Source organism: uncultured Brevundimonas sp., assembly GCF_963975535.1.
Taxonomy (GTDB): Bacteria; Pseudomonadota; Alphaproteobacteria; order Caulobacterales; family Caulobacteraceae; genus Brevundimonas.
In genome coordinates this window covers 366,154-390,545 of sequence record NZ_CAXBHE010000003.1, presented here as the reverse complement: position 1 = coordinate 390,545, position 24,392 = coordinate 366,154, and the positions used below count along the sequence as shown (strand labels likewise).

The 24,392-nt window shown below is 67.8% G+C and carries 24 protein-coding genes and 1 other RNA gene; 16 read left to right on the top strand and 9 right to left on the bottom strand.

Features of this window, described 5'->3' with window-relative positions:
• The coding region (locus AACZ75_RS06160) for a dihydrolipoamide acetyltransferase family protein (RefSeq protein ID WP_339871872.1) at window positions 1–1,535 on the top strand (1,535 nt) is incomplete at its 5' end.
• A gap of 141 nt (window positions 1,536–1,676) precedes the next feature.
• Here AACZ75_RS06160 and AACZ75_RS06155 read toward each other — a convergent pair.
• Together AACZ75_RS06155 and AACZ75_RS06150 are read right to left on the bottom strand one after the other, a co-directional pair.
• Window positions 1,677–2,000, bottom strand: coding sequence for a DUF5615 family PIN-like protein (locus AACZ75_RS06155; RefSeq protein ID WP_339871871.1), 324 nt, complete (start codon window positions 1,998–2,000; stop codon window positions 1,677–1,679).
• Window positions 1,997–2,227 carry a DUF433 domain-containing protein gene (locus AACZ75_RS06150; protein ID WP_339871870.1) on the bottom strand — a complete coding sequence of 77 codons (231 nt, stop codon included), beginning with the start codon at window positions 2,225–2,227 and terminating at the stop codon, window positions 1,997–1,999. Before AACZ75_RS06150 ends, AACZ75_RS06155 begins: the two co-directional genes overlap by 4 nt.
• Window positions 2,228–2,308: 81 nt before the next feature.
• On the opposite strand from AACZ75_RS06150, the gene lpdA reads away from it, so the two are divergent.
• On the top strand, window positions 2,309–3,706 hold the full coding sequence (gene lpdA / locus AACZ75_RS06145) for a dihydrolipoyl dehydrogenase (protein WP_339871869.1): 1,398 nt from the start codon (window positions 2,309–2,311) through the stop codon (window positions 3,704–3,706).
• A gap of 16 nt (window positions 3,707–3,722) precedes the next feature.
• Here lpdA and AACZ75_RS06140 read toward each other — a convergent pair whose 3' ends face one another.
• Window positions 3,723–5,069, bottom strand: coding sequence for an ATP-binding protein (locus AACZ75_RS06140; RefSeq protein ID WP_339871868.1), 1,347 nt, complete (start codon window positions 5,067–5,069; stop codon window positions 3,723–3,725).
• Between the two features lie 152 nt (window positions 5,070–5,221).
• Between AACZ75_RS06140 and AACZ75_RS06135 the strand changes: the two genes are divergently transcribed.
• Window positions 5,222–5,605: a hypothetical protein gene (locus tag AACZ75_RS06135; RefSeq protein ID WP_339871867.1), complete on the top strand. Its 384-nt coding sequence runs from the start codon at window positions 5,222–5,224 to the stop codon at window positions 5,603–5,605.
• Between the two features lie 856 nt (window positions 5,606–6,461).
• On the opposite strand, the gene thrS is transcribed toward AACZ75_RS06135, so the two are convergent.
• From thrS to AACZ75_RS06115, 4 genes are read right to left on the bottom strand one after another with little or no spacing between them, the layout of a single operon-like run.
• Window positions 6,462–8,384 (bottom strand): threonine--tRNA ligase, encoded by a 1,923-nt coding sequence (gene thrS, locus AACZ75_RS06130; RefSeq protein WP_339871866.1) that lies wholly within the window; start codon window positions 8,382–8,384, stop codon window positions 6,462–6,464.
• Complete coding sequence (gene yidD, locus AACZ75_RS06125; RefSeq protein ID WP_339871864.1) at window positions 8,381–8,680, bottom strand: membrane protein insertion efficiency factor YidD; 300 nt, start codon at window positions 8,678–8,680, stop codon at window positions 8,381–8,383. The genes thrS and yidD overlap by 4 nt, the downstream gene beginning before the upstream one ends.
• Window positions 8,681–8,725: 45 nt before the next feature.
• Entirely contained in the window at window positions 8,726–9,196 is a 471-nt protein-coding gene (locus tag AACZ75_RS06120; RefSeq protein WP_339871863.1) for an iron-sulfur cluster assembly scaffold protein, read from the bottom strand.
• A gap of 17 nt (window positions 9,197–9,213) precedes the next feature.
• Window positions 9,214–10,047, bottom strand: a complete 834-nt coding sequence (locus AACZ75_RS06115; protein WP_339871862.1) for a tetratricopeptide repeat protein — start codon at window positions 10,045–10,047, stop codon at window positions 9,214–9,216.
• Between the two features lie 99 nt (window positions 10,048–10,146).
• On the opposite strand from AACZ75_RS06115, the gene AACZ75_RS06110 reads away from it, so the two are divergent.
• On the top strand, window positions 10,147–11,550 hold the full coding sequence (locus AACZ75_RS06110; protein WP_339871861.1) for a leucyl aminopeptidase family protein: 1,404 nt from the start codon (window positions 10,147–10,149) through the stop codon (window positions 11,548–11,550).
• A gap of 54 nt (window positions 11,551–11,604) precedes the next feature.
• Entirely contained in the window at window positions 11,605–12,453 is an 849-nt protein-coding gene (locus AACZ75_RS06105; RefSeq protein ID WP_339871860.1) for an NlpC/P60 family protein, read from the top strand.
• A 58-nt stretch (window positions 12,454–12,511) separates the two neighbouring features.
• Here the strand turns inward: AACZ75_RS06105 and AACZ75_RS06100 are convergent, their stop codons facing one another.
• Complete coding sequence (locus AACZ75_RS06100) at window positions 12,512–13,186, bottom strand: cytochrome c family protein (RefSeq protein ID WP_339871859.1); 675 nt, start codon at window positions 13,184–13,186, stop codon at window positions 12,512–12,514.
• 152 nt (window positions 13,187–13,338) lie between these two features.
• On the opposite strand from AACZ75_RS06100, the gene AACZ75_RS06095 reads away from it, so the two are divergent.
• Complete coding sequence (locus AACZ75_RS06095; protein WP_339871858.1) at window positions 13,339–14,070, top strand: 3-deoxy-manno-octulosonate cytidylyltransferase; 732 nt, start codon at window positions 13,339–13,341, stop codon at window positions 14,068–14,070.
• Here AACZ75_RS06095 and nudC read toward each other — a convergent pair.
• Window positions 14,067–14,999, bottom strand: a complete 933-nt coding sequence (nudC, locus tag AACZ75_RS06090; protein ID WP_339871857.1) for an NAD(+) diphosphatase — start codon at window positions 14,997–14,999, stop codon at window positions 14,067–14,069. The genes AACZ75_RS06095 and nudC overlap by 4 nt on opposite strands.
• A gap of 74 nt (window positions 15,000–15,073) precedes the next feature.
• On the opposite strand from nudC, the gene ffs reads away from it, so the two are divergent.
• The 10 genes from ffs (at window position 15,074) to AACZ75_RS06040 (ending at window position 24,343) form a co-directional block, all read left to right on the top strand.
• An RNA gene (gene ffs, locus AACZ75_RS06085) (signal recognition particle sRNA small type) lies at window positions 15,074–15,167 on the top strand.
• Between the two features lie 103 nt (window positions 15,168–15,270).
• Complete coding sequence (locus tag AACZ75_RS06080) at window positions 15,271–15,966, top strand: hypothetical protein (protein ID WP_339871856.1); 696 nt, start codon at window positions 15,271–15,273, stop codon at window positions 15,964–15,966.
• Between the two features lie 669 nt (window positions 15,967–16,635).
• Window positions 16,636–18,501, top strand: a complete 1,866-nt coding sequence (locus AACZ75_RS06075) for a DNA polymerase III subunit gamma/tau (RefSeq protein ID WP_339871855.1) — start codon at window positions 16,636–16,638, stop codon at window positions 18,499–18,501.
• Window positions 18,502–18,546: 45 nt separating this feature from the next.
• Window positions 18,547–18,876 carry a YbaB/EbfC family nucleoid-associated protein gene (locus AACZ75_RS06070; RefSeq protein WP_339871853.1) on the top strand — a complete coding sequence of 110 codons (330 nt, stop codon included), beginning with the start codon at window positions 18,547–18,549 and terminating at the stop codon, window positions 18,874–18,876.
• A gap of 1 nt (window position 18,877) precedes the next feature.
• On the top strand, window positions 18,878–19,486 hold the full coding sequence (recR, locus tag AACZ75_RS06065) for a recombination mediator RecR (RefSeq protein WP_339871852.1): 609 nt from the start codon (window positions 18,878–18,880) through the stop codon (window positions 19,484–19,486).
• A gap of 431 nt (window positions 19,487–19,917) precedes the next feature.
• Entirely contained in the window at window positions 19,918–21,042 is a 1,125-nt protein-coding gene (locus AACZ75_RS06060; protein ID WP_339871850.1) for a hypothetical protein, read from the top strand.
• A 175-nt stretch (window positions 21,043–21,217) separates the two neighbouring features.
• A complete protein-coding gene (locus tag AACZ75_RS06055; protein WP_339871849.1) occupies window positions 21,218–22,468 on the top strand; it encodes a DNA recombination protein RmuC in 1,251 nt (416 codons plus the stop codon).
• 205 nt (window positions 22,469–22,673) lie between these two features.
• Window positions 22,674–23,117: a hypothetical protein gene (locus AACZ75_RS06050; protein ID WP_339871847.1), complete on the top strand. Its 444-nt coding sequence runs from the start codon at window positions 22,674–22,676 to the stop codon at window positions 23,115–23,117.
• A gap of 9 nt (window positions 23,118–23,126) precedes the next feature.
• Window positions 23,127–23,315 (top strand): helix-turn-helix transcriptional regulator, encoded by a 189-nt coding sequence (locus tag AACZ75_RS06045; RefSeq protein WP_339871846.1) that lies wholly within the window; start codon window positions 23,127–23,129, stop codon window positions 23,313–23,315.
• A gap of 50 nt (window positions 23,316–23,365) precedes the next feature.
• Window positions 23,366–24,343, top strand: a complete 978-nt coding sequence (locus tag AACZ75_RS06040) for a TraB/GumN family protein (protein ID WP_339871845.1) — start codon at window positions 23,366–23,368, stop codon at window positions 24,341–24,343.
• Window positions 24,344–24,392 lie beyond the last annotated feature (49 nt).

Here is a 24,392-nt window from a genome sequence, read left to right as displayed (position 1 = left end):
ATGGCGAGGTCGGCCACCAGCTGGCCGTCGGTTCGCCCCTGGTCGAGTTCGCGGTCGAGGGGGCGGGGAATGCCAGTGCGGCCGCCGATAACCCCTCCACCGCTTCGCGGTCCCCCTCCCCATCCGCAAGCGCGGACGGGGAGGAGACACCCGCCGCCGTCGCTCCTGTCTCCTCCCCACGCAGTGGGGAGGGGGACCGCGAAGCGGTGGAGGGGAAATCTCCCCCCGCCGCCCCCGGAGCCAACCACGTCTTCAAACTGCCCGACGTCGGCGAGGGCACGGCCGAGGCCGAGCTGGTCGGCTGGCACATCAAGGTCGGCGACAGCGTCGTCGAGGACCAGATCGTCGCCGACATCATGACCGACAAGGCCACCGTCGAACTGACCAGCCCGGTCAGCGGCACGGTCGTGGCCCTGCACGGCGAACCCGGCCAGCAACTCGCCGTCGGCGGCCCGCTGGTCTCGTTCAAGGTCGAGGGCAAGGGCAATGTGGTGGCTGCGGCAGCCCCGGTCCCCGCCACCGCTTCGCGGTCCCCCTCCCCGCAAAGCGGGGAGGAGACACAGCGCGCGCCGTCTGTCCCCCTGTCAGGGGGACCGAAGCCTGCGCAGCAGGGTTCGAGGGGGGCGGCGCCGCAACGTCAGCTCTCCGCCCGCAACGCACGCCCGCTGGCCTCGCCCGCCGTGCGCAACCGCGCCCGCGACCTCGGCATCGAGCTGCAGTTCGTGCCCGGATCCGGCCCGGCCGGTCGTATCGAGCACGGCGATCTGGACGCCTTCGTCGCCTCGGGCGGTCGCGGGTCATCCGACGCCGCATCGTCCGGCACCACCTTCGCCCAGGCCGAAGGCACGACCGAGACCCGGATCATCGGCATCCGGCGCAAGATCGCCGAGAAGATGGCCGAGTCCGTGCGCCGCATCCCCCACATCACCTATGTGGAGGAGATCGACGTCACCGCGCTCGAGGACCTCAGAACCCACCTCAATGCGACGAAGGCCAAGGACCAGCCCAAGCTGACCCTGCTGCCCTTCCTCGCCCGGGCCATGGTCGTGGCCCTGCGCGACCAGCCGCAGATCAACGCCACCTATGACGACGAGGCCGGCATCCTGACCCAGCACGCCGCCGTGCATCTGGGCATCGCCGCCCAGACGCCGAACGGCCTGATGGTCCCGGTGGTCCGCCACGCCGAGGCCCGCGATCCGTGGGACACGGCACTGGAGATCGGCCGCGTCTCGACCGCGGCCAAGGACGGCAGCGCCAAACGCGAAGACCTGACCGGTTCGACCATCACCATCACCTCGCTGGGCACCCTGGGCGGGGTGATCCACACCCCGATCATCAACCACCCCGAGGTCGCCATCGTCGGCCCCAACAAGATCGCCGAACGCGTGGTGGTCAGGAACGGCCAGATGGTCGTGCGCAAGATGATGAACCTGTCCTCCAGCTTCGATCACCGCATCGTCGACGGCCACGACGCGGCGGTCTTCGTCCAGCGCATCAAGACCCTGCTGGAGAACCCCGCGACGTTGTGGATGTGAACGAAGGCCCGTCTCCCGGTGGGAGAGGGGTCCGAATGGCGAGCAAGACATGGTCAGGACGCTGAAAACCAGAGTCCTGACCCTCGTCGCCGAAATTTGCTGCGACCAGCCGGGCCACGAAACCGCGCGGGTCGGCCGCCCCTAGGCGCGCAGCTCGACGATCCGCTCGCCGCCGTCCAGCCGTTCGACCACCTGGGGCCAGTTGCGATCGATGATGTCGAACAGGTCGCGGTTGGCGCGGTTGCCGACGCGCAGCCGGACAAGCCGGCCCTTCCGCGCGGCGAGGACCATAAAGTCACTGTCCTTGCTGACCACGACGGCGTCCTGTCGCCGCGCTTCGGCCCACACCTCGGCATCGGTCGCCGTGCCCAGTCCCAAGACCTCCACATGCAGGGCCTCGTGCCCCTGCTGTTGAAGAAGCGCACACAGACGAACAGGCAGATTCTGGTCGAGCAGAAACCTCAAGCCGCAGCCGTGACCGAGGCGTGATCGACCTCGGCAGCGGCATAGGCCAGGCAGGCGTGGATATCCTCGCGGGTCAGGGCCGTGTAGTCGGCCAGGATCTCGGCCTCGCTCATGCCCGACGCCAGCCAGCCCAGCACGTCACCGACCGTGATGCGGGTATCGCGCACGCAGGGGCGGCCCGATCGTTTGCCGTTCTCGATGGTGATGCGGCTCGGAAGCTGGCTCATGGGCGCAATCTACACCAGGCGACGATCTTCGGAAACTCCGGGCGGGTTTCCCGCCGCGCCAACCGCAGCTAGAAGGCCGGTATGACCCAGACCCTGAAAACCAAAGTCCTGATCATCGGTGCCGGCACCGGCGGCTATGTCGCGGGCATCCGCTGCGGCCAGCTGGGCCTCGAGGCCGTGCTGGTCGACGGCGGCGACGGCCTCGGCGGCACCTGCCTGAACGTCGGCTGTATCCCGTCCAAGGCCATCATCCATGCGGCCTCGAAATTCGAGACGGTGGCCAAGGCCGCCAATGGCGGGACGCTGGGCATCACGGCGGCCAAACCGGCCATTGACCTGGCCCAGACCACGGCCTGGAAGGACGGCATCGTCAAAAAACTCAACGCCGGGGTCGCCGGCCTGCTGAAGCGGTCGAAGGTCAAGGTCATCAACGGCTGGGCCGAGTTCACCGACGCCAAGACCTGCACGGTCAGGACTGCCGACGGTGACATCACCATCAGCGCCGAACACGTCATCCTGGCCACCGGCTCCGAGCCGGTCGAACTGCCGTTCCTGAAATTCGGTGGCGACGTCCTGTCCTCGACCGAGGCCCTGTCCCTGTCCGAGGTCCCGAACAAGCTGGTCGTGGTCGGCGGCGGTTATATCGGCCTGGAACTGGGCATCGCCTTCCGCAAACTGGGGGCCGAGGTCACCATCGTCGAAATGGCCGATCGCCTGCTGCCGCTCTACGACAAGGCCCTGACCGATCCGGTCCGCAAATGGCTCGAGACGCACGGCGTCGAACTGCATATGGGCGCGAAAGCCGGGTCGTTCGAAAAGGGCCAGCTCAACGTCACCACCGGCGACGGCAAGGCCATCAAACTCAAGGCCGACAAGGTGCTGGTCACCGTCGGTCGTCGCCCGCGCACGAAGGGCTGGGGCCTCGAAACCATGGGTGTCGCCATGGAGGGTCCGTTCGTGAAGATCGACGACCGCTGTGCCACCAGCATGAAGAACGTCTGGGCCGTCGGTGACCTGACCGGCGAACCCATGCTGGCCCACAAGGGCTCGACCCAGGGCGAGATCGTCGCCGAACGCATCGCCGGCCACGACAAGGTCTTCAACCCGGTGACCATCGCCGCCGTCTGTTTCACCGAGCCCGAGATCGTCTCCGCCGGCCTCGGCCCGCTGGATGTCGAGGGCCGCGACGACGTGATCACCGCCGTCTTCCCGATGTCCGCCCTCGGCCGCGCCCTGGCCATCGAGGCCGCCGACGACGGCGGCTTCGTCCGCGTGCTGGCGTCCAAGAGCGACCATCGCCTGCTCGGCGTCCAGGCCGTCGGCCAGCACGTCGCCGAACTGTCCAACAGCTTCGCCCAGATGCTGGAGATGGGCGCGGTGCTGGAGGACGTCGCCGGCATCATCCACGTCCACCCCACCCTCGGCGAGGCCTTCCACGAGGCGTCACTGCGGGCGCTGGGGCACGCCATCCACATCTAGGTCCGACCCGTCCGGGTCAGGCGGCGGCGGCCTGGCGTTCCGGGGTGCCGGGCTCGAACACGGCGCGGAAGGTAAAGACCGAACCCTCGCCCGGGACCGATCGCACGGTGATGTCCCCGTCCATCAGCCCGGCCAGCGTGCGGCAGATGGTCAGCCCCAGACCGGTTCCCCCGAACCGCCGGGTCGAGGACTCGTCGGCCTGGGCGAACGGCTGGAACAGGTCGTCGATGTCAGCGTCGGCGATGCCGATTCCGCTATCGGCCACGCTGATTTCCAGTCGGGTTCGACGGTCCTTGACCGGCGAACCTGTCACCGTCAGCGTCACGGTGCCGGCCTCGGTAAATTTGAGCGCATTGCCGAGCAGATTATGGGTGATCTGCGACAGACGCAGGGGATCCAGGGTCAGGGTGGCGGGCAGCACGCCCCGGGTTTCGGCCATGAAACGGACACCGCGGGACTCGGCCTGGGCGCGGAACGGACCGACCAGCCGTTCGACCAGACCGTCGGTATCGACCACCACCGGGTCAAGGGTCATCCGCTCGGCCTCGATCTTGGTCACGTCGAGAATATCGTTCAGCAGCGCCATCAGGTTATCGCCCGAGGACAGGATCACCTCGACCATCTCGGTCTGACGCGCATTCAGTCCGGTGACCTTGAGGACCTGGGCGGCGCCCAGAACCCCGTTCATCGGCGTGCGCAGTTCGTGGGACATCACGCCGAGGAAGCGCGACTTGGCGGCATTCGCCGCATCGGCGCGGTCGCGCGCGGCGGCCAGGTCCTCGATCAGCCCGGCCTGGGCCAGGTTGACGGCCTGGAGCTCACCGTCCTTCATCTCGGTGATGACCACCTTGATCAGCAGAGCCATGACGACCACCGGGACCAGGCTGAGGGTGATCGCGAACCCGGGCGTACCCCACAGCCCGATGATCAGCCCGACGACCAGCACCGTATAGGGGGTGGACACGATCAGGGCTTCGCGCGGCGCGGCGCGCATCTGGGTGAAGACGAGGGTGTAGCCGGCGAGCAGCAGGGCGACGGCGACCGTCGACCCGAGCGGTCCGCCGTAGAGGATCGCCAGCAGCGGGGCTCCCGCCCATGCCGTGCAGGATACGGTGGCGACCGCCAGCTTGAGCCGGGCCAGCCCGGCGGGGTCCAGACCGGTCAGGCGGGACTCGACCAGGGTCCGGACCAGGCCGAGAGCAGTGGTGACTCCGAACCATGCCAGCGCCAGCCGCCAGGAGGTGGTGACCCACAGGGGCAGGGCCCAGGCGGCGATGATCCAGTAGCGGAGATGACCGGCGGCGATAAGCCGGTGCAGCCGCGGGACCGGCGGTCCATCCGCGGCGGCCGAAATCGACGTCATTACAATCTCCTCAGTAGGCGCAGGATCACCCATCAGTCCTAAGGGGCTGTGAATCGGCCGGTCCGGATCCCGACGCGCGCGGCACGTTTGCGGGTGCCCTTGAGTGGGCGCGACAGCCACGGCATCCTGACCGCTGCATTGAGGAGGATTTCATGCGCGTGACGATGTTGATGACGGCCATGGCCGCGACGGCGATGCTGGCGGGCGCCGCCCAGGCGCAGACCGGGACCGCCCCCGAGGGGGCCCGGTACCAGGCGGCGCTGGAGCGGATGATCACCGAAACGGCCCAGGGGCGTTGCCCGGCCGATCTCATGGCGGAGCAGCTGCTCACCGCCTGCAACCAGCAGATTGCGGCCATGTCGACCGGGCTGCAGTCGCTGGGTCCGATCCAGACGATTACCTTTCTCGGCAGCGAGGACCGGGCCGACGGCCGGCTCGAGCGCTATGCCGTCAAATTCACCGGCGGTGCGACCCTGAACTGGGGCATCGGGGCCGAAGCCGCCGGCAAGTTCGGTGCCGCCTTCGCCGGCGGCTGACGACGGCGGCACAAAGCCCCTCTCCCGGCGGGAGCGGGGTTGGGGAGAGGGCGTACGGTCTCACCCCGGTCGCACTGTAAACCTCGCTTGTAATGGCTGTCGTCATCCCGGGGGCGCGTAGCGAACCCCGGGACCCAGCGGCACCGCAGCGGAGCGGAGGCGACCTTGCCCCCGCACGACCAGCGGCGTTCGCGGCAGGGTCGCGCTATCGCGCGCCGCTGGTCGTGCGGGGTCCGCGCGGCTGCGCCGCTTGCCTCGGGATGACGAAAGCAGGCGGGACGTGCGAGGTGTTTGCCAAAAATCCCCCTATCGACGCTCCCCAAACCTGAGCGCCATCAACCCCCTGGCCAAATCCACCCGCAATCTTCCCGCCTCATCTCCAGCCGCGCCGATAATGCCCCCGTCCCGTCGCACGGGGGCTCGCTCGGCCGGCGATCCGCAGCGGCGGCGGGAGCGGATGGAGCGGGCGCAACCCGGAGCCGGATCCCCTGTCGGGGTCGCTGGCCGCGGGGATGCGAGGTCGAGCCGGGTGAAAAGCCGGACGGCCGAGGGGGCGGGGCGGAGACCCGCACCGGTCCAGGAGATGGTCGCTGCCATCCCTGCCCGCCGTGTGCAGAAGGACCCCTCGTCAACAGCGAGGCCCATGGTCCGGGCATGTGGAAACCCGTCCGCGCGGAGCGTCTGACGTTCGCCGAAACGGTATTTTTCAACACACCGGGCGTTCGCCCGGCGCTCCGCCCAGGCTCCCCGTCACCGCGGCCCGACCGGCGCGCGGGGCTTCAGCCTGCGTGATGATCCCTGGAGCGTCCGAAGGCGCACAATTTCCGCTCATCTGCTCGCGGGAGGCGTGTGCGGCCTAGCCCCGCAGATCGGGCGGGGTCGCCTCTTCGGTCAGGATGCGGATGGCCTCCGCGACCGGCACCACCTCCTGCGCCTGTGAGCCCAGCCGGCGGATCGCCACCGTGCCCTGTTCGGCCTCGTTGCGGCCGACCACGGCGATGACCGGGACCTTGCCGACCGAATGTTCGCGCACCTTGTAGCCGACCTTCTCGTTACGCAGATCGGACTCGACCCGCAGTCCGGCCGCCCGGAACTGGGCGGTGACCTCGCGGGCATAGTCGTCGGCGTCCGAGGTGATGGTGGCGACCACCGCCTGGACCGGGGCGATCCACAGCGGGAAGGCCCCGGCATAGTTCTCGATCATGATGCCGATGAAGCGCTCGAACGAGCCGAGGATGGCCCGGTGCAGCATGACCGGCCGGTGCTTCTGGCCGTCCTCGCCGATATATTCGGCGTTGAGCCGCTCGGGCAGGACATAGTCCAGCTGCAGGGTGCCGCAGGTCCAGGTCCGGCCGATGGCGTCCTTGACGATGAAGTCCAGCTTGGGCGCGTAGAAGGCCCCGTCGCCCTCGGCGATGACCGGCTCGATCCCCGCCTTGCGCGAGGCGTCCAGCAGCATGGTCTCGGCCTTGTCCCAGAATTCGTCGGACCCGGCCCGGACCTCGGGGCGGGTGGCCAGGGCGATCTCGTGCGTGGTCATGCCCAGGTCGGCGTGGACCATCTGGGTCAGGCGGATGAACCGTTCCGTCTCGTCGACGATCTGGTCCTCGCGGCAGAAGATGTGGGCGTCGTCCTGGGTGAAGCCGCGCACCCGCATCAGTCCGTGCAGGGCCCCCGACGGCTCGTAACGGTGGCAGGCCCCGAACTCGGCCATGCGCAGCGGCAGTTCGCGATACGAGCGCTGGCCCTGGTCGAAGATCTGCACATGGCCCGGGCAGTTCATCGGCTTCAGGCTCAGGGTCTCGCCCTCGACCGTCTCGCAGACGAACATGTTGGGCCGGTACTTGTCCCAGTGGCCGGACTTCTCCCAGAAGGTGCGGTCCAGTACCTGGGGCGTCTTGACCTCGACATAGCCGGCGGCGTCGAGGCGGCGGCGCATATAGTCCTCCAGCACCCGCCACAGGACCCAGCCCTTGGGATGCCAGAAGACCATGCCGCGGCCCTCTTCCTGCATGTGGAAGAGCTCCATCGCCTTGCCGATCTTGCGGTGGTCGCGCTTCTCGGCCTCCTCGATACGCAGCAGATAGGCGTCGAGGTCCTCCTTGGACGCCCACGCCGTCGCATAGATGCGCTGCAGCTGGGCATTGCGGTGGTCACCGCGCCAGTAGGCCCCGGCCAGCTTGGTCAGCTTGAACGCCTTGCCGACGAATTTGGTCGAGGGGAAGTGCGGCCCGCGGCACAGGTCCTTCCAGTCGCCCTGGAAATAGACGCTGATGTCCTCGCCCTCGGGCAGGTCGCGGATGATCTCGGCCTTGTAGGTCTCGCCGATCGACTCGAAATGCCGGATCGCCTCGTCGCGCGGCCAGACCTCGCGGCGGATCTTCTGATCGCGGTCGACGATCTCGGCCATCTTCTTCTCGATCCGGGCGAAGTCGTCGGTCGAGAAGGGTTCGTCGCGGGCGAAGTCGTAATAGAAGCCGTCCTCGATGGCCGGGCCGATGGTGACCTGGGTGCCGGGGAACAGGGCCTGGACCGCCTCGGCCATCACATGGCTGGCGTCATGGCGCAGGGTGTCCAGCGCGACCGGATCGTCGCGCATGATGATGCGCAGCGCGCCGGACTGGCCGACCGGGCCGTCGAGGTCCAGCAGCCTGCCGTCCAGCTCGATCAGGGCGGCCTTCTTGGCCAGCGACGGCGAGATCGAGGTGGCGACATCACGGCCCGTGGCGTCGTCGGGAAACTGGCGCACGGCACCGTCGGGGAATTTCAGATCAATCATGGGTCAGTCTTCTGCTTCTTGGTGGAGCGAATACCTGATTTCGGCTGCGCCGAAACGGTTTCGCTCGTCGGAACCGGGTCAAAGCCCGATTTTCCGAAAGGATGACATTTGCACAGGCGTTTGATGGTCAGCCAGCCGCCGCGTGCCGGTCCGTGTTCGATCAGGGCCTGGGCCGCATAGTCCGAACAGGTCGGCATGAAGCGGCACGATTGCCCGATCAGCGGGGACAGCGTCAGCTTGTAGCCCCGGTGGGCCGCGCGGACGCTGCGTTCGTAAAGGGTTTTGCCGGGGGCCATGTCGGACTGCTTATCCCCCGTGCGGGGGCATCGGGCAACCGGCGGTCAGGCCGCACCGGCGAGGCTGGTTCGGGTGTCGAGGGCCTTGCGGGCCAGGGCGGCGTGCACCGCCTCCAGCGTGGCCTCGATCGCCACCAGGGTCGAGGCGTGGCGGGCCGGGTAGTCGGCCACCTGTTTCAGGGCGCGCAGGCCCTCGAACCGGCCGGTCGGGCCGTCGCCGCCGGTCTTGAGCATGGCCAGGGTGGCGTCGCGGGCGGCTTGGATCTCGACGAGTGTCGCTCCGATCACGGATTCGCCCAGCACCCCGGCCGCGGCCTGGCCGAGGGCGCAGGCCTTGATGTCCTGGGCGAAGGCCGAGATCCGGTCCTGGTCATCCAGCGCCACGTCGACGATCGCCTTCGAACCGCACAGTTTGGCGACGCGCTCTCCGGTACCGTCGGGCGCGGGCAGGCGTCCGGCATGGGGCAGGTTGGCGGCCAGCCTGAGGATGTGGGCACTGTAGAGATCGTCGATCATGCGCCGAATATAGGCGATCAGGAGCCCTGGAGCGAGGTCCAGGTGCGGGCGGTCGCCGAGGCCGGGATGGCCGAGCCGGTGCGATTGCGCAGCCAGGCGATGTTGCGGTCGGCCTGCTCGGGCGGCAGGTCGCGACGCAGCATCTGTTCGGCCTCGGCGATCTTGTTCTGCAGGCCCATGGCCATGGCGAGGTTGAGCCGGACCTGCAGGCTGGCCCCGGGCTGGGCCACCGCGCGACGCAGCAGGGTCTCGGCTGCGGCCGGATCCCCGGCGGTCAGCCAGCCGATGGCGACATTGTTGAGGATGTCGGGATTGTCCGGCGACAGGCGCAGGCCCTCGTTCCAGGCGAGGCGGGCGTCCTCGGGACGGCGCACCTGCTGATAGGCGGCCCCCAGCAGCGACAGCGGCCGCCAGTCGTCAGGGCGGAGGGCGCGGGCCTGTTCGAGGGCGGCGATGCCGTAGAAGGCCTGGCCGCGGGCGATATGGGCCCGGCCCAGTTCCAGCAGGGCGTCATAGTTGGCCGGCTGGGCCACCAGGGTTTTCGCGGCGGCCTCGGCGGCCTGGTCATAACGACCCATTTCGCGCAGGGCCTGGGCGGCCCGGGGACCGGCCACGGGGTCTGCGGGATTGATCTCCATCTCGCCGGTCCAGAACAGCGACCGGGCCAGCGGATCCATCCGCTCATAGGTGGCGCGGACGGCGGCCGAGGCGGGCGCGCGGACGGCCGGCGCGGCCTGGGCCTGGGGTGTGGCCGGGGCAGGGCGCGGATCACCGGCCAGGGCCGGCGCGGTGCCGAGAGTCAGCGCCAGAACGGCGGAGACGGTTGCGACCTTGGCGAGGGTGGGCGACATGGGAGTCATCCGTGAGAATTCCGGGCGGGCTCCAAGACTCGCGCGTTCACGTCAACCTTTGGTTAATCGGCCCGACGACGGGCCGGAAAGGCGTCACCGATGTCCGTGCTTCATCCCGATTCGCTCGTGGCCGCGGCCGATGGAAGCCTGCCGGTGCATATCGTCCTGAAGGACGGGGCGCTGGACGGCGCGGGCGGGGCGGCGACCGTGGCCTGGGCCCGGTCCCATGACTTCACCGGCAAGACCGGTCAGCTGCTGATCCTGCCGGGGCCGGACGGGACGGTGGCCGGGGCCCTGTTCGGGGCCGGGGAGTCCTTTGATCCGACCTCGGCCCGGGCGCTGGCGGTGCGGCTGCCGGCCGGACTGTGGCGGCTGGAGGGGGTGGGCGGCGCCGAGGCCGAGACGGCAGCCCTGGCCTTTGCCCTCGGCGGCTATCGCTTCGATCGCTACCGGGCCCGTCCCGGGGAGGGGCGGCCCCGGCTGGTCGCGCCGAAGGGCATGGATGTGGCTTCGGCCCTGCGCATCGCCGCCGCCTGCGCCCTGGCCCGGGAGATGGTCGACACCCCGGCGGCCGACATGGGGCCGCTGCAGATCGAGACCATCGCCCGCGAGATCGCCGGCGAGAGCGAGGCGACCATCGCCGTGACCGAGGGCGAGGCCCTGCTGGAGGCCAACTATCCGGCCATCCACGCGGTCGGCCGGGCCGCCGCGCCGGCGCGCCAGCCGCGCCTCATCGAGATCGGCTGGAACCTCGATCGGACCGAGCTGCCGCTGGTGGCCCTGGTCGGCAAGGGGGTGGTGTTCGACTCCGGCGGCCTGAACATCAAGGGCGGGGCCGGCATGCGCAACATGAAGAAGGACATGGGCGGTGCCGCCCATGCCCTAGCCCTGGGGCGGCTGGTGATGCAGTCGGATCTGCCGGTGCGGCTGGTGGTGCTGGTCGCGGCCGTCGAGAACGCCATTTCCGCCGACTCCTTCCGGCCGGGGGATGTGCTGAACAGTCGCAAGGGCCTGACCATCGAGATCGGCAACACCGACGCCGAGGGGCGGCTGGTGCTGGCCGACGCCCTGTGCCGGGCCGGGGAGCATGCGCCGGACCTGACCCTGGACTTCGCCACCCTGACCGGCGCGGCGCGGATCGCCCTCGGGCCGGACCTGCCGCCGCTCTACTCGGACGACGACACCCTGGCGGAGGACCTGCTGACGGCTGGTCGGGCGGTGCATGACCCGCTCTGGCGCATGCCGCTGTGGCCCGGCTATCGCGCGGCCATCGACAGCGAACTGGCCGATGTTCGCAACGATTCGGCGGCCTGGGCCCAGGCCGGTTCGGTGACGGCCGCCCTGTTCCTGCAGAAATTCGCCCCCGCAACCGGAGTCTGGGCGCATATGGACATCTTCGCCTGGAACCCCCGGGCCCGGCCCGGCTGGCCCGAAGGTGGGGCGGCCCAGGCCCTGCGCGCCTGCCATGCTATGCTGGTTCGACGTTTTTCCGCGGTCCGTTAACGGGGTTTTTCGGTTTCCTGAGTCAAAACAAGGTTCAACTGTACGGACCCCGGTTTGACCGTTTTTGCTGCCGCCATGGATCCCCGCACCACGCTCGCCCGGCCCGATCTGGCCGAGCAGGCGCTGGAAGGACTCGTGCCCGCCGCAGCCTACCGGCCGGTGACCCCGATGCAGTGCGTCGTCGCCGTCACCCCCGTGCGAGCCACGGCCGGTGCCGGCGGGGAACAGACGGATCAACTGGTGTTCGGCGAAGGCTTCGATGTCCTGGACCGCAAGGACGGCCAGGTCTGGGGGCGCGCCCGTCGTGACGGCGTCGTCGGCTGGGTCGATATCGCGACCCTGTCGGAGACCGTCACGCCACCAACCCATCGCATCTGCACCCTGATCAGCCCGGTCTACGCCGCCGCGACCTCGGCTGACAGTGTCGCGTCCCTGCCTCTCAATGCCCTGGTCACGACCGGCGAGTCCGGTCACGGACGCGTCGAGGTGCCGGGGGTCGGCTGGATCGCCGTTCGTCATCTGGCCCCGCTGGACCGGTTCGATGCCGATCCGGGCGAGGCCGCGGAGCGATTCGTCGGCACCCCCTTCATGCCGGGCGGCCGCACCGCCCTCGGCACCAACGGTTCCGGCCTGGTACAGCAAGCCTTGTATGCCTGCGGCCTGGGCGGTCCGCGTTTTCGCGACGGGCAGTCCGATCTGGGTCACCCGGTTGAGGCTGCGGTCCTGCGCCGGGGCGATCTCGTGGTCTGGGCCGACCATACCGGGGTGATGATCGACGGCGAACGGATCGTGCACGCGACCCGTCATCATGGCAGTGTGACGGTTGAGGCCCTGGCCGAGGCCGACGACCGTGAACGGGCCGGCGGCTCGGAAGCCCCGCGGTTCCGGCGGGTCACCCTCTAGAACAGCAAAAAGGCGGCCCGAGAGGACCGCCTTCCTGAAGTCTGGATCCTGACCGAAGTCAGTTGGCGACGGGTGTTGCCTGGACCGCCGCCGTGTCGGCCACACCGTCGGTGGGCACTTCGGCACCATCGGCCGGAGCGGCAGCAGGCTCTTCCGCACCGGGGACGGGCGGCTGGCGTGCCGGGTCCGGCGCGGGAATCGGGAAACCGGCCGAGCCCTGCGAGCGCAGATAGGCGATCAGATTGACCCGGGTCTGGGTGTCGCGCAGGCCGGCGAACGACATCTTGGTCCCGGGAATGTAGCGGGTCGGGGCGGTGATGAACTGGTCCAGGGCGTCCAGCGTCCAGGTCGCGTCGACCGCCGTGTGGCCCGTCATCGCGTCGGAATAGGCGAAGCCGGCATGGCCGGCGACGGCGCGACCGACGATCCCGTTGAGATTCGGGCCAACGCCGTTGGCACCGCCCGCGGCGATCGTGTGGCAGGCCTGGCAGCGGGCGAACGCGGCTTCACCGGCGGCGAGATCGGCAGTCGGCAGGATCGTGCCCCAGTCAGGCGGCAGCACCACCTCTTCGGCACCGCCGGCAGCCTCTTCCGGGGCGTCAACGAAATAGCCCATTTTTTCAGGGGCATCGGTCTTATAGACCATACCGGCGACCTGCTGGACCACGAGGATGGCAAACACCGTCCCCAGACCCGCGCCGAAAATTTTGTTCCACTTCAGATCGCCGCTCATAGCGTCGTCGCATCCCGTTTCTGGGCCCCTCCGGAAGATCGGTCACTGGCCGGTCCTGGGGGCTTATCCTTGCGTGGCCGTCTCTTACACGGTAGCGCGGCCTGCGCAAATGGCCCGAGCCTGTCCGGGCGTCGCAGTGTGAAAACAACCCCATGAACCCTCTGGTCCTGATCCCCGCGCGGATGGCCGCGACCCGGCTGCCGGACAAGCCCCTGGCCGATATCGGCGGCGTGCCGATGATCGTCCGTGCCTGGCGTCAGGCGGTGGCTTCGGGCCTGCCGGTCGCCGTGGCCGCAGGCGACCCCGAGATCGTCGCGGTGATTGAAAGCGCCGGAGGACGGGCCGTACTGACCGATCCGAACCTGCCGTCCGGGTCGGACCGGATCCGCGCCGCGCTTGAAGCGATCGATCCCGAGGGCCGCTACGATGCGGTGATCAATCTGCAGGGCGACATGCCGTTCGCCGATCCGGGTCTGGCCACGGCCTGCGCCGCCCTGCTGCACGGTCAGCCGGGCTGCGACATCGCGACGCTGATTGCGCCTGAAGCCGGGGTCGCGGACCGGTCGAATCCCGATGTGGTCAAGGCCGTGGTCGCCCTGGACGAGGGAGAACATCACGGCCGGGCTCTGTATTTCACCCGGTCGACCCTGTTCGGGGACGGACCGGTGTGGCGGCATATCGGTCTCTACGGCTACCGGCGCGACGCGCTGACCCGGTTCTGCGCCGCCCCGCCCTCGCCCCTGGAAAAACGCGAGAAGCTGGAGCAACTTCGGGCGCTGGAGATGGGTCTGTCGATCTGGGCGTCCGTCATCCCCGAGGCCCCCCTGTCGGTCGACAATGCCGACGATCTGGCTGCGGCCCGGAAGCTGGCCGCAGGGACCTAAACCTCAAACCCGTCGACCCAGGCCTGCAGCAGGGTCCGGGCGATGGCCACGCGCGGCGGGGCCTTGATCGCCGGGTGGGTGCCGGCCAGAACGGCGCGGGCCTCGTTGCGGGTCAGCCAGGCCACGGCCTCCAGCTCGGTCTGGTCGGGTGCGGCGTTGTCATCCGACACCTCGGCGATCAGGCCGATCATCAGCTGGGACGGAAACGGCCAGGGCTGGCTGGAGTGGTAGCGGACCGCCGTCACGGTCAGGCCGGCCTCTTCCTCGATCTCGCGGGCGCAGGCCTCCTCAATCGATTCGCCGGGCTCGAGAAAACCCGCCAGCGCCGACATTCGGCCCTCGGGCCAGGCGGCCTGGCGGCCCAGCAGGCAGCGGTCGCCCTCGGGCGATTTGAACACCGGCAGCATGATGGTGACCGGATCGACGCGCGGGAAATGCTCGACCCCGCAGGCCGGGCAGATGCGTTTCCAGCCGCCACAGGCGGTTTCTGATTCGATCCCGCAGGCGGCGCAGAAGCCGTGACGGCGGCGCCAGTCGAACAGGGACTTGGCCACCCCGGCCATGGCCGCGTCGGCCTCGCTGAGCAATCCGCCCGCCTCGCGCATTTCGTGGAACGCCCCCAGACCGGCTACAGGGCCGGTCGCCGGGTCGATCGAACCCTCGAACTCGACCGCAAACACCGGGGCCTGCTTCCACAGGCCGAGGAAGACGTCGCGGTCAGGGATCATGTCGCGCGCGTGTTTCAGCGACAACCAGGCCAGACGGGGCCCGTCCGCGTGATCCTCGATCAGCGGCCGCCCCTCCCAAAGTACCAGAGCGATGGCCTCGGGGTCAGCCTCACGTCCGGCCAGCCAGTCGGGGTCGTTGCGGAGGTCACCGGCCCGGTCGAGCGGATTGCCGGCGAAGGTGTTCAGGGCGCTAAGAGGCATGACGGTCTTCATAGCCTCAAGCGGTCGTCCGGGGGAGGTGTCTTGATTTCGGCCACATGAACCGCGATATAGGCCTCGGAGATCGCGGGCGAAGGTTTCGCCAATCTGGTCAGGGCCGGAAGGCAGCAGCCACAACGAATTCCCCTTCGGGTCGCGGTCTCCACCTCCTTCTTCCTGGCACGCTTGATGCGGTAGCGCAGCGCACGCCCCGCACACTGCCATTGACGGCGATGTATGATGGTCGTTGATTGGTTATCGTCAGGGGACCGGTATGACTGCTTGGGTAGCTCTTCTTACGACTGTGGTTGGGGCGTTGCTCACCGCCGTTTTGGGAAACCGGCTTGTTCAGTCTTGGCAGCAGAGAAACTGGCTCCACCAGCAGCAATTTTCAGGGCTGGAGAGAGAATACGTTGCCCTGAAAGCGCTGACTGATGTGCTCGTCAGGGACTGTGGTGGACGTCTTGCTGCGATGCGCGACTTGGTCGCGGCGCTTCGGAGGAACGCCTATCAAGAGGAGTTGAAGGCGTATCGGCTCGTCCTTGCGACATGGAACGGTTCCATTCATGCTCACTACGCGCAGCTTACTTTTCAGCTGAAATGGGACTGCACGACTCACCTCGAGCATCACATACACGACAAGTTTGTAAGCACGGGCCGATTGATTGAAACTGAGATCCGCCACCAGAAAGCAGGAGGCTCAGTCAACGGCGGGCGCTGCGGCGCGTTGGATCAAAGTCTAGATGACATAGCGGGCGAGATTGCTGATTTCAGCCGAATTTTGGTTCGCGCTACGGAAGAACGTCGACAAGAAGTGTTCTACGGTCGAAAAATTTCTTACTCAAAATCAGATATAGTCCGGCTCGGAAACTTGGATCTTATCAAGCTTCTCTTTGAGTCTGACATAGACAATTTTGCCGTAGTTCGCCCTACGACTGACGTTGTTAGTCCACTTGGACGTCGCCTTTAGCGGCTTCGGATACACCAACAGCGCCGCGATGGTGGACGCTTCCTCCAAGCTTAGGTCATCAGGGTCCTTCCCGTACATCGCCTGTGCGGCCGCCTGCGATCCGTACAAATGCGATCCGAAGAATGCGCAGTCTAGGTAACCTCGAAGGATGCGAATTTTTGAGTATCGGTACTGAATCAGGTTTGACAGCATGATTTCGTATAGCTTTCGACGAAGGGTCCGTTCTTTCCGACGCGTCACCGTTCGGACGAACTGCATGTCGATTGTGCTTGCCCCGCCGTGGCGCTGGAAAGTCACCGCACGAAATATCTCGCGGCAGGATGAATACAGATCACTCCCAGAATGATCGAAAAATCTTCGATCCTCTAAGGTGAGCACTAGTTTCTCTAAGAGCGATAATTGCGCGGGTTCCACTCGCCGTGGGACACGGTCGTGGATCGCCAGCAAGTCGATGTGCACACCGATCAGCCACCGTCGAAGGCTCGGAAGCTTCAGTCTTGTCGGACGCTCTCGCATAGCCTTGCGTAACCGCGGTAGGGATGGCTGCCAAGCAAATGCTGTAGTTTGGGCCGTCGTGTCCAGCGGTTCCGCTAACGTCAGGCGACTGATCCACTAACTCCTTCCGGCGAGGGGGTGCGCGAGCGCCGTCTCTCGCTGTATGACCTAGACATGACCGACGTCGACGCGAATCCCGATGGCCCTCCGTGGGAGGAGGACGCTCCCGAGCGGGACGACAATACTGACGACATGTTCGGGGCCCCGGCGGCTGCGCCCGAGGCCACGCCCGGAGCTGAGTCGGAGGCACCTGCGGCCCCGGTGGCCGCGCCCGTGTCCGACGACGGGCTGGCCGCCCATGTCGATGACGGCGCCGCCTATACGGTGCTGGCGCGCAAATACCGGCCGCGCACCTTCGAGGACCTGATCGGCCAGGAGGCGATGGTCCGCACCCTGACCAACGCCTTCTCCAGCGGACGGATTGCCCACGCCTTCATGCTGACCGGGGTGCGCGGGGTCGGCAAGACGACCACCGCCCGCCTGCTGGCCCGGGCCCTGAACAACCAGAGCGACACGATTGACCGCCCCTCGCTGGCCTTGAGTGCCGACGGGCGGCATGACGCGGCCATCATGGCCGGTCAGCACATGGACGTGATGGAGCTCGACGCGGCCTCGCATACCGGTGTGAACGACATCCGCGACATCCTCGAGAGCGTCCGCTACGGCCCGGTCGAGGCGCGCTACAAGGTCTATGTGCTCGATGAGGTGCACATGCTGTCCAATCAGGCCTTCAACGCCCTGCTGAAGACGCTGGAAGAGCCGCCGCCGCACGCCAAATTCATCTTCGCCACCACCGAGATCCGCAAGGTGCCGGTGACCATCCTCAGCCGCTGCCAGCGGTTCGACCTGCGCCGGGTCGAGCCCGAGGTGCTGGTCGGCCATCTGGAGCGGATTTCAGCGCGTGAGGGCATGACCATCGAGTCCGACGCCCTGGCCCTGATCGCCCGCGCCGCCGAGGGTTCGGTGCGCGACGGCCTGTCGCTGCTCGATCAGGCCCTGGTGCAGGGCGAGCGCGGCGAGACGGTGAAGACCGAGACGGTGCGCGACATGCTGGGTCTGGCCGACCGCAGCCAGACCATCGCCCTGTTCGAAAGCATCATGGCCGGGCGCACGCCCGAGGCGCTGGAGAATTTCCGTACCCTGTACGGCTACGGGGCTGACCCGGTGCAGGTGACCAATGACCTGCTCGAACATTGCCACGCCGCCTCGGTGGCCAAGATGCTGGGTCCAAACGCCACCCGCCTGCCCAATGATCAGGCCCAGACGCTGGCGGCCCTCGGGGCTGCCATCTCGGCCGGAACCCTGGCCCGGGTCTGGCAGATGCTGCTGAAGGCGCTGGACGAGGTGCGGCGCGCGCCCAGCCCGGCCGACGCGGTCGAGATGGCCATCGTGCGGCTGGCCTATGCCGCCGACCTGCCGGGGCCGGAAGAGGCGTTGAAGGCGTTGCGCGACGGCGATCCGACGGCCGGTGGCGGGGGTGCGGGCCCGCGCGGCGGCGGTGGCGGCACCGGGGGTGGCGGGGCCTCGGCCCAGATGGCCGTACGCCAGGCCGTGGCCCCGGCCTTCCCTGACCCGCAAACCTTCGAGGCCACGGTGGCCCTGATCGGCGAGAAGCGCGAGATCAGCCTGCAGATGGACGTGCAGCGCTACGTCAAGCCGGTGGCCTTCAAGCCGGGCGCGATCACCTATGAGAGCGGGCCCGGGGCCCCGTTCGACCTGGCGCGGCGTCTGGCCAGCCGGCTCAAGGAATGGACCGGCCGCACCTGGCTGATCGCCGCCAATGGCCAGGGCGGGGGCGAGACCCTGATCGAGGGTGAGAAGCGCGGCCGGGCCGAGGAACGGGCCGCGGTCGAGGCCGACCCCTTCGTCCAATCCGTGCTGGCGGCCTTCCCCGGCGCGAAACTGGGCGAGATTCGCACCCTGGCCCCGGCTGTCGAGATGCCCGCCATTCCCGATGAGGGCGAGACCGACGAGGATTGAACCGGCCCCCTGTCGCTGACCGTTCCAAGGACCTATCTAGAGCCCATGACAGATCTCAATGCCCTGATGCAGCAGGCCCAGGCGATGCAGCAAAAGCTGCAGGACGCCCAGGCGAAGATGGCCGAAACCACCGCCAGCGGATCCAGCGGCGGCGGTCTGGTGACCGTGACCCTGAAGGGGCCGGGCGACGTCACCCTGGTCGTGATCGACGACAGTCTGATGGCGCCGGGGGAAGGCGAGATCCTGGCCGATCTGGTCATGGCCGCCCACGCCGACGCCAAGCGCAAGCTGGATGAAATCAACAGCGCCCTGATGCGCGAGGCCGCCGGGCCGATGGCCGGGATGAACATTCCCGGCATGCCGAAACTGTTCTGACTTGGCCGCCTCGGCCGGGCCGGAAATCGAGCGACTGATCAGCCTGCTGGCCAAGCTGCCGGGGCTGGGACCGCGTTCGGCCCGGCGCGCGGCCCTGGCCCTGCTGAAGCGGCGCGAACAGCTGCTGGTGCCGCTGGCGGCGGCGCTGCAGGAGACGGCCGACAAGGTCACCGCCTGCTCGGTGTGCGGCGCGCCCGATACCCGCGACCCCTGCTCGATCTGTTCCGACGGCGCACGCGACAATGCCCTGATCTGTGTGGTCGAGGAGGCCGGGGCCCTGTGGGCCATGGAGCGGTCCGCGGCGTTTCGCGGCAAATACCATGTGCTGGGCGGGCTGCTGTCGGCCCTGGACGGGGTCGGGCCCGAGGCCCTGAGGATCGCCGAACTGACCGGCCGGGTGCGCGGCGGCGAGGTACGCGAGGTGGTGCTGGCCCTGCCGGCCACCGTCGATGGCCAGACCACGGCCCACTATATCGCCGAACGCCTGACCGGGACGGGTAATTCGGTGGCCGTCACGTCGCTGGCCCGGGGCGTGCCGGTGGGCGGTGACCTGGACTGGCTGGATGACGGCACCATCGTCCAGGCCATGCGGGCACGACGCCCGGCCTGAGGTTTTCCTCGCCTCCCGGCCCGGGTTTGCCGGTGGCGGCGCGGAATGCGGACTCTCCGGACGTCCGCCATGGGGGGGGCTGACATCCGTGCCGCCAGCTTTCAGGGCTTTGAGCGGACTTCAGCCAGCCATCTCGTCGCCTCGGCGCGGTCCGCCACCGCCTGCGTGGCTGCAGCCCCGGCCTCAACACCCCGATTGCTGTGTTGTTTACCTGAGGGCCCTGTTCGCATCATCTGTTTGGATGACGACTGTACGACCTTGACCGGTCCACAGTTCGGTGGTGTCGCGTTGGTCTTGCAGGCTCAGCCGGATCGACTGGTGCAGGCGCGATTAGCCTCTCGTTGGCCGCGTCTGTTCCGTGCCGTGTCAATACGTCCGTCATTGCGTCGGGACGCGGATTTCTGTTGCTCAAGCGTGTTTGGAGAATCGCCATGCTTCGTCCTGCTCTCGTCCTGACAGCCGCTCTGCTGGCGGCAGCGCCGGTTGCAGCCCAGAACCGCCTCACGATCGGGCAGACAGTTTCGGGGGAATTGACGAGCTCGGACCCACGCCTCTCCGACCAGACCCACTATGACTGCTATGCCGTGGAAACCACGCCGGGCCGCAGGGTCCAGGTCGACATGTCGTCGGATGCGTTCGACAGCTATCTGATGGTGGGGGGACGGGCCTGCACAGCCCTGACCGACGCGGAGCAGGATGACGATAGTGGCGGGGGGCTAAATTCCCGTATCGTGCACATGGGCACGGGCCAGACGCTGTATATCCTTGCCAACAGCGTCGGGGCCGGCGCAACGGGAGCCTATCAGTTGCGGGCCTGGTCATCGGCCGGCAACCCATCGGTAACCCGCCTGAATGTTGGCCAGACGGCCAACGGCACGTTGACGTCGTCTGACATGACCCTGCCGGACAACAGTCACTATGATTGCTTCTCTGTGCAAACCCGCGCCGGTCAAAGGTTGCAGATCGACCAGACGTCGAGCGATTTCGACAGCTATCTGTCTGTCGGCACAGTCAGTTGTGAGCAACTCACGGCGTTGGCGCGAGACGATGACAGCGGCGGCGGACTCAATGCCCGGATCGTCCATGAGGGTGATGGTGGGGTGCTATTCATTCAGGCCAACTCCGTTAGCGCCGGCCAGACCGGAGCCTATCAACTGCGTGTTTCTCAGGCCCAGAGCCAAGCCACGATAGTGGTCCCGCAGAACAGGCCCGCGCTGCCTCAGGTAGAAAGCCAGTCGCCTTCCAATTCGGGCTGCACAAGCAGGGCCGTCGAGGGAAACCGTCCGCCCACGGCCAGCCTTCAAGCGACCCCTTTAAACATCGGCGCGAGTGCCAATAGAACCGTCACTGTGGCCACGACCGCGGCTGACCCCGACGGAGACGAGTTGTCCTACAGTTATACCTATAGTGGCGGTCGAATGAGCGGCGAAGGCCCGAATGGTGGGGTCTGGAACCTGAGCGGCGTGCAGCCGGGGACCTATGAGGTGAGTGTTTTCGTTCAGGACGGCAAGGGCTGTTGGGCCTCTCCCGGCATATCCGTTAGAATAGAAGACTAACGCGGATCCTGACCACGGCGGCAATGGTCGATGGCGGCTGCGAGGTCCTGTATGGCTCGAAAGCGGCCGCTTGCCTGAATAGCGTATTTAACGGGTCGACACCGGCCGGGGGTGCGACGCCGGCGGGGTTTAGGGCCCGCTTCCGTGGGCGGGCGACTCCGGCTAGGAACGGAGCATGAACACGATTTCCCTGGCTATCGCTGCCGTCGCCGTCCTGATGGCGGGTGGATTCCTGTGGGCCTGGCTGGGCTGGCAGAAGGCGCGAGGCGCGCTGGGGGCGGCCGAGACGCGGCTGGAGCTGATCGAGGAGAGCCGCGAGTCGATGGCGGCCTTCCTCAAGGCCCAGGCCTCGCAGTCGGCCCAGACGGTCGCCGACCAGATGGTGACCCGGGCGACCGAGACCTTCCAGGCCCAGGACCGGGTGGCCCGTGAGCGGATGGAGGCGCAGCTGAAGCCGGTGGCCGAGACGCTGAAGAAATTCCAGGACCATGTGACGGCGCTGGAGAAGACCCGCAACGAGGAGACCGGCGGGCTGAAGGAACAGCTGGCCCTGTTGATGACCGCCTCGACGGCGACGCGCGACGAGGCGCGGCGGCTGACCGAGGCCCTGCGCGGCAATACCGGCCGGCGCGGGCGCTGGGGCGAACAGACCTGCCGCAATGTGCTGGAGGCCGCCGGCATGGCCGGGCGCTTCGATTTCGAGGAACAGACCTCGTCGGCCAATGAGGAAGGGCGGCAGTCGCGGCCCGACTTCATCGTGCGCCTGCCCGGCGGCGGCATGTTCGTGATCGACGCCAAGGTGTCGCTGGCCTTCGTCGATGAGGCCGACGGCGACGACGAGGCCCAGCGGGTTGCAGCCTCGCTGCGCACGGCGACCAGTATGAAGACTCACGTCCGTCAGCTGTCGTCCAAGGCCTATCAGGACCAGTTCAAGCCCAGCCCCGATTTCGTCGTCATGTTCGTGCCCGGCGACGCCTTCCTGGCCGCGGCGCTGGATCATGAGCCCGATCTGATGACCACGGCGATGAGCTCGCGCGTGGTGATCGTGACGCCGACGACCCTGTTCGCCCTGTGCAAGGCGGTGGCCTACGGCTGGCGTGCCGACGAACAGGCCCGGAATGCCGAGGAAGTCGCGAAACTGGGCAAGGAACTCTACAAACGCCTGTCGGTCATGGGCGGACACGCGGCCGCGGTCGGCCGGGCGCTGGATACCGCCGTCGGCAAATACAACCAGTTCGTCGGCTCGCTGGAGAGCCAGGTCATGGTTTCGGCCCGCCGGTTCGAGGACCTGCAGGTCGATCACGAGGGCAAGGAGATGCCGGTCCTGCCGGCGCTGGACCAGACGCCCCGCACCCTGAGCCGGCCCGAACTGGTCGCGGGGGCCGCGGATCCGAAGACGATCGGACAGGATGCGAAGCCGGGCTGACCGCGGCGGGTTCAGGGCGTGGGTGGACATTTGTTTGTCGTTTAGCTAAATAACGACACATGAGCTTCGTCGTCCCTTGCAACGCCCGGCCTGACCGACGCCTGGCGGCCCCTCTGTCAAGCGAACTTGTTTTTATGACAAGGGTGCTTGACCTGTTCGCTGGGCGGTGTAAAACACCCTTGTCAAATAGACACGGGAGCTTGTCATGAACATTTCAACGGCCCTGGCCCGTCGGCCCTTGGTTCGCTATCTCGCCGCCGCCGTCGGCTGTGCCATCGGCGGCGGGATCGGGGCCGGGGTGGCCGTGGGCTTCGGCTCAACCAGCTCGGTGGGCCTTCTGATCGCGGCCGTCGGCGGCACGGTGGGGATGCTGATCGCGATCTGGGCGACCCTCCTGTGGTGGAACACACTCGATGAGGCCGCCCGCGAAGCCCACAAATGGGCCTGGTGGTGGGGCAGCAACGGGGGCATCGCCTTCGGTGGTATCGCCGCCATCACGCTGTTCAGCACCGCACGCGGGGGTCAGGCCCTGGCCTCTCTGGGCAGTGATCCCGTGGATTTGCTGCTCCTGGGAGGGTTCATCTGCGCCATGTTCCAGGTCTGCGGCTACGCCCTCGCCTGGGCCGGCTGGTGGCTGGTCCGGCGCTAGGGGGCTGACATGAACAACCGCCTCAAGATCCTGCGGGCCGAACGCGACTGGAGCCAGGCCGATCTGGCCGAACAGCTCGGCGTCTCACGCCAGACCGTCAATGCGCTGGAGACCGGCCGCTACGACCCGTCCCTGCCGCTCGCCTTCAAGATCGCCCGGGTCTTCGACCAGGCGATCGAGTCCATTTTTTCCGAATAACCCCAACCCTCCACCGGCTTTTCGCCATCAACCTCGAACAGGATCTCACCATGACCTTCATGACCCGCCTCAAGACCTCCGCCAGTGATCTGGCCCGCCATGCCGTCGGAGCCGCCTTCGGCGTCGCCCTGACCGCCGCCCTCGTCGGCAGCCTGCCGACCACCGCCCTGGCCCAGACCCCGGCCGCCGCCGCCAGCACCCCGGCCCCGCGCGCCGAGGGGAACGGTCCGGCGCTGTGGGTCGTCCGCGATGCGGATTCGACCCTGTATCTGTTCGGCACGGTGCATGTGCTGCGTCCGACCACGGCCTGGGGGTCCGACACCGTTGACGCCGCCTTCGACAGCGCCAGCCGCCTGATCCTCGAGGTCGCCAACCCGGATGACCAGGCGGCGGCCATGCCGTTGATCATGCAGTACGGCATCTCGCCGGAAACCCCCCTGTCCAGCCTGCTGACCGCGGATGAACTGGCGGCGCTCGATGTCGCGGCCAAATCCATCGGATTGAGCGCGGCCCAGATGGATCCCATGCGCCCCTGGCTGGCGGCGCTGACCCTGTCGGTCGCTCCGTTGACCAAGGCCGGGTATGATCCGACATCGGGAGTCGACCTGCTGTTGAAGGCGCGCGCCGAGGCTTCGGGCAAGACGGTCACCGGCTTCGAGACCCTGGACGAGCAAATCAGCATACTGGCGACCTTCCCCGAGGCCGGACAGCTGACCTTCCTGCGCAGCACTCTCGAGGATTTCGAGGACGCGACGGTCGAACTGGACAAGCTGGTGACCGCCTGGGCCGGCGGCGACATCGAGGCGATCGAGACGATCGGAGTCCAGCCGATGCGCGATGCGAGCGAACTGATGTACCAGGCGCTGCTGGTCGACCGGAACGCCAACTGGGCCGGGCAGATCGAGACCCTGCTCGAGGGGTCGGGCACGGTCTTCATCGCCGTGGGGGCCGCCCATCTGGCCGGGGATGACAGCGTCCAGTCGATCCTCGCCGCCCGTGGCGTCACCGTCGAGCGCGTGCCCAACTAGACGCCTGGCGTCGTCGATACGAAAGGCCCGGCCGCTGTGAAGCGGCCGG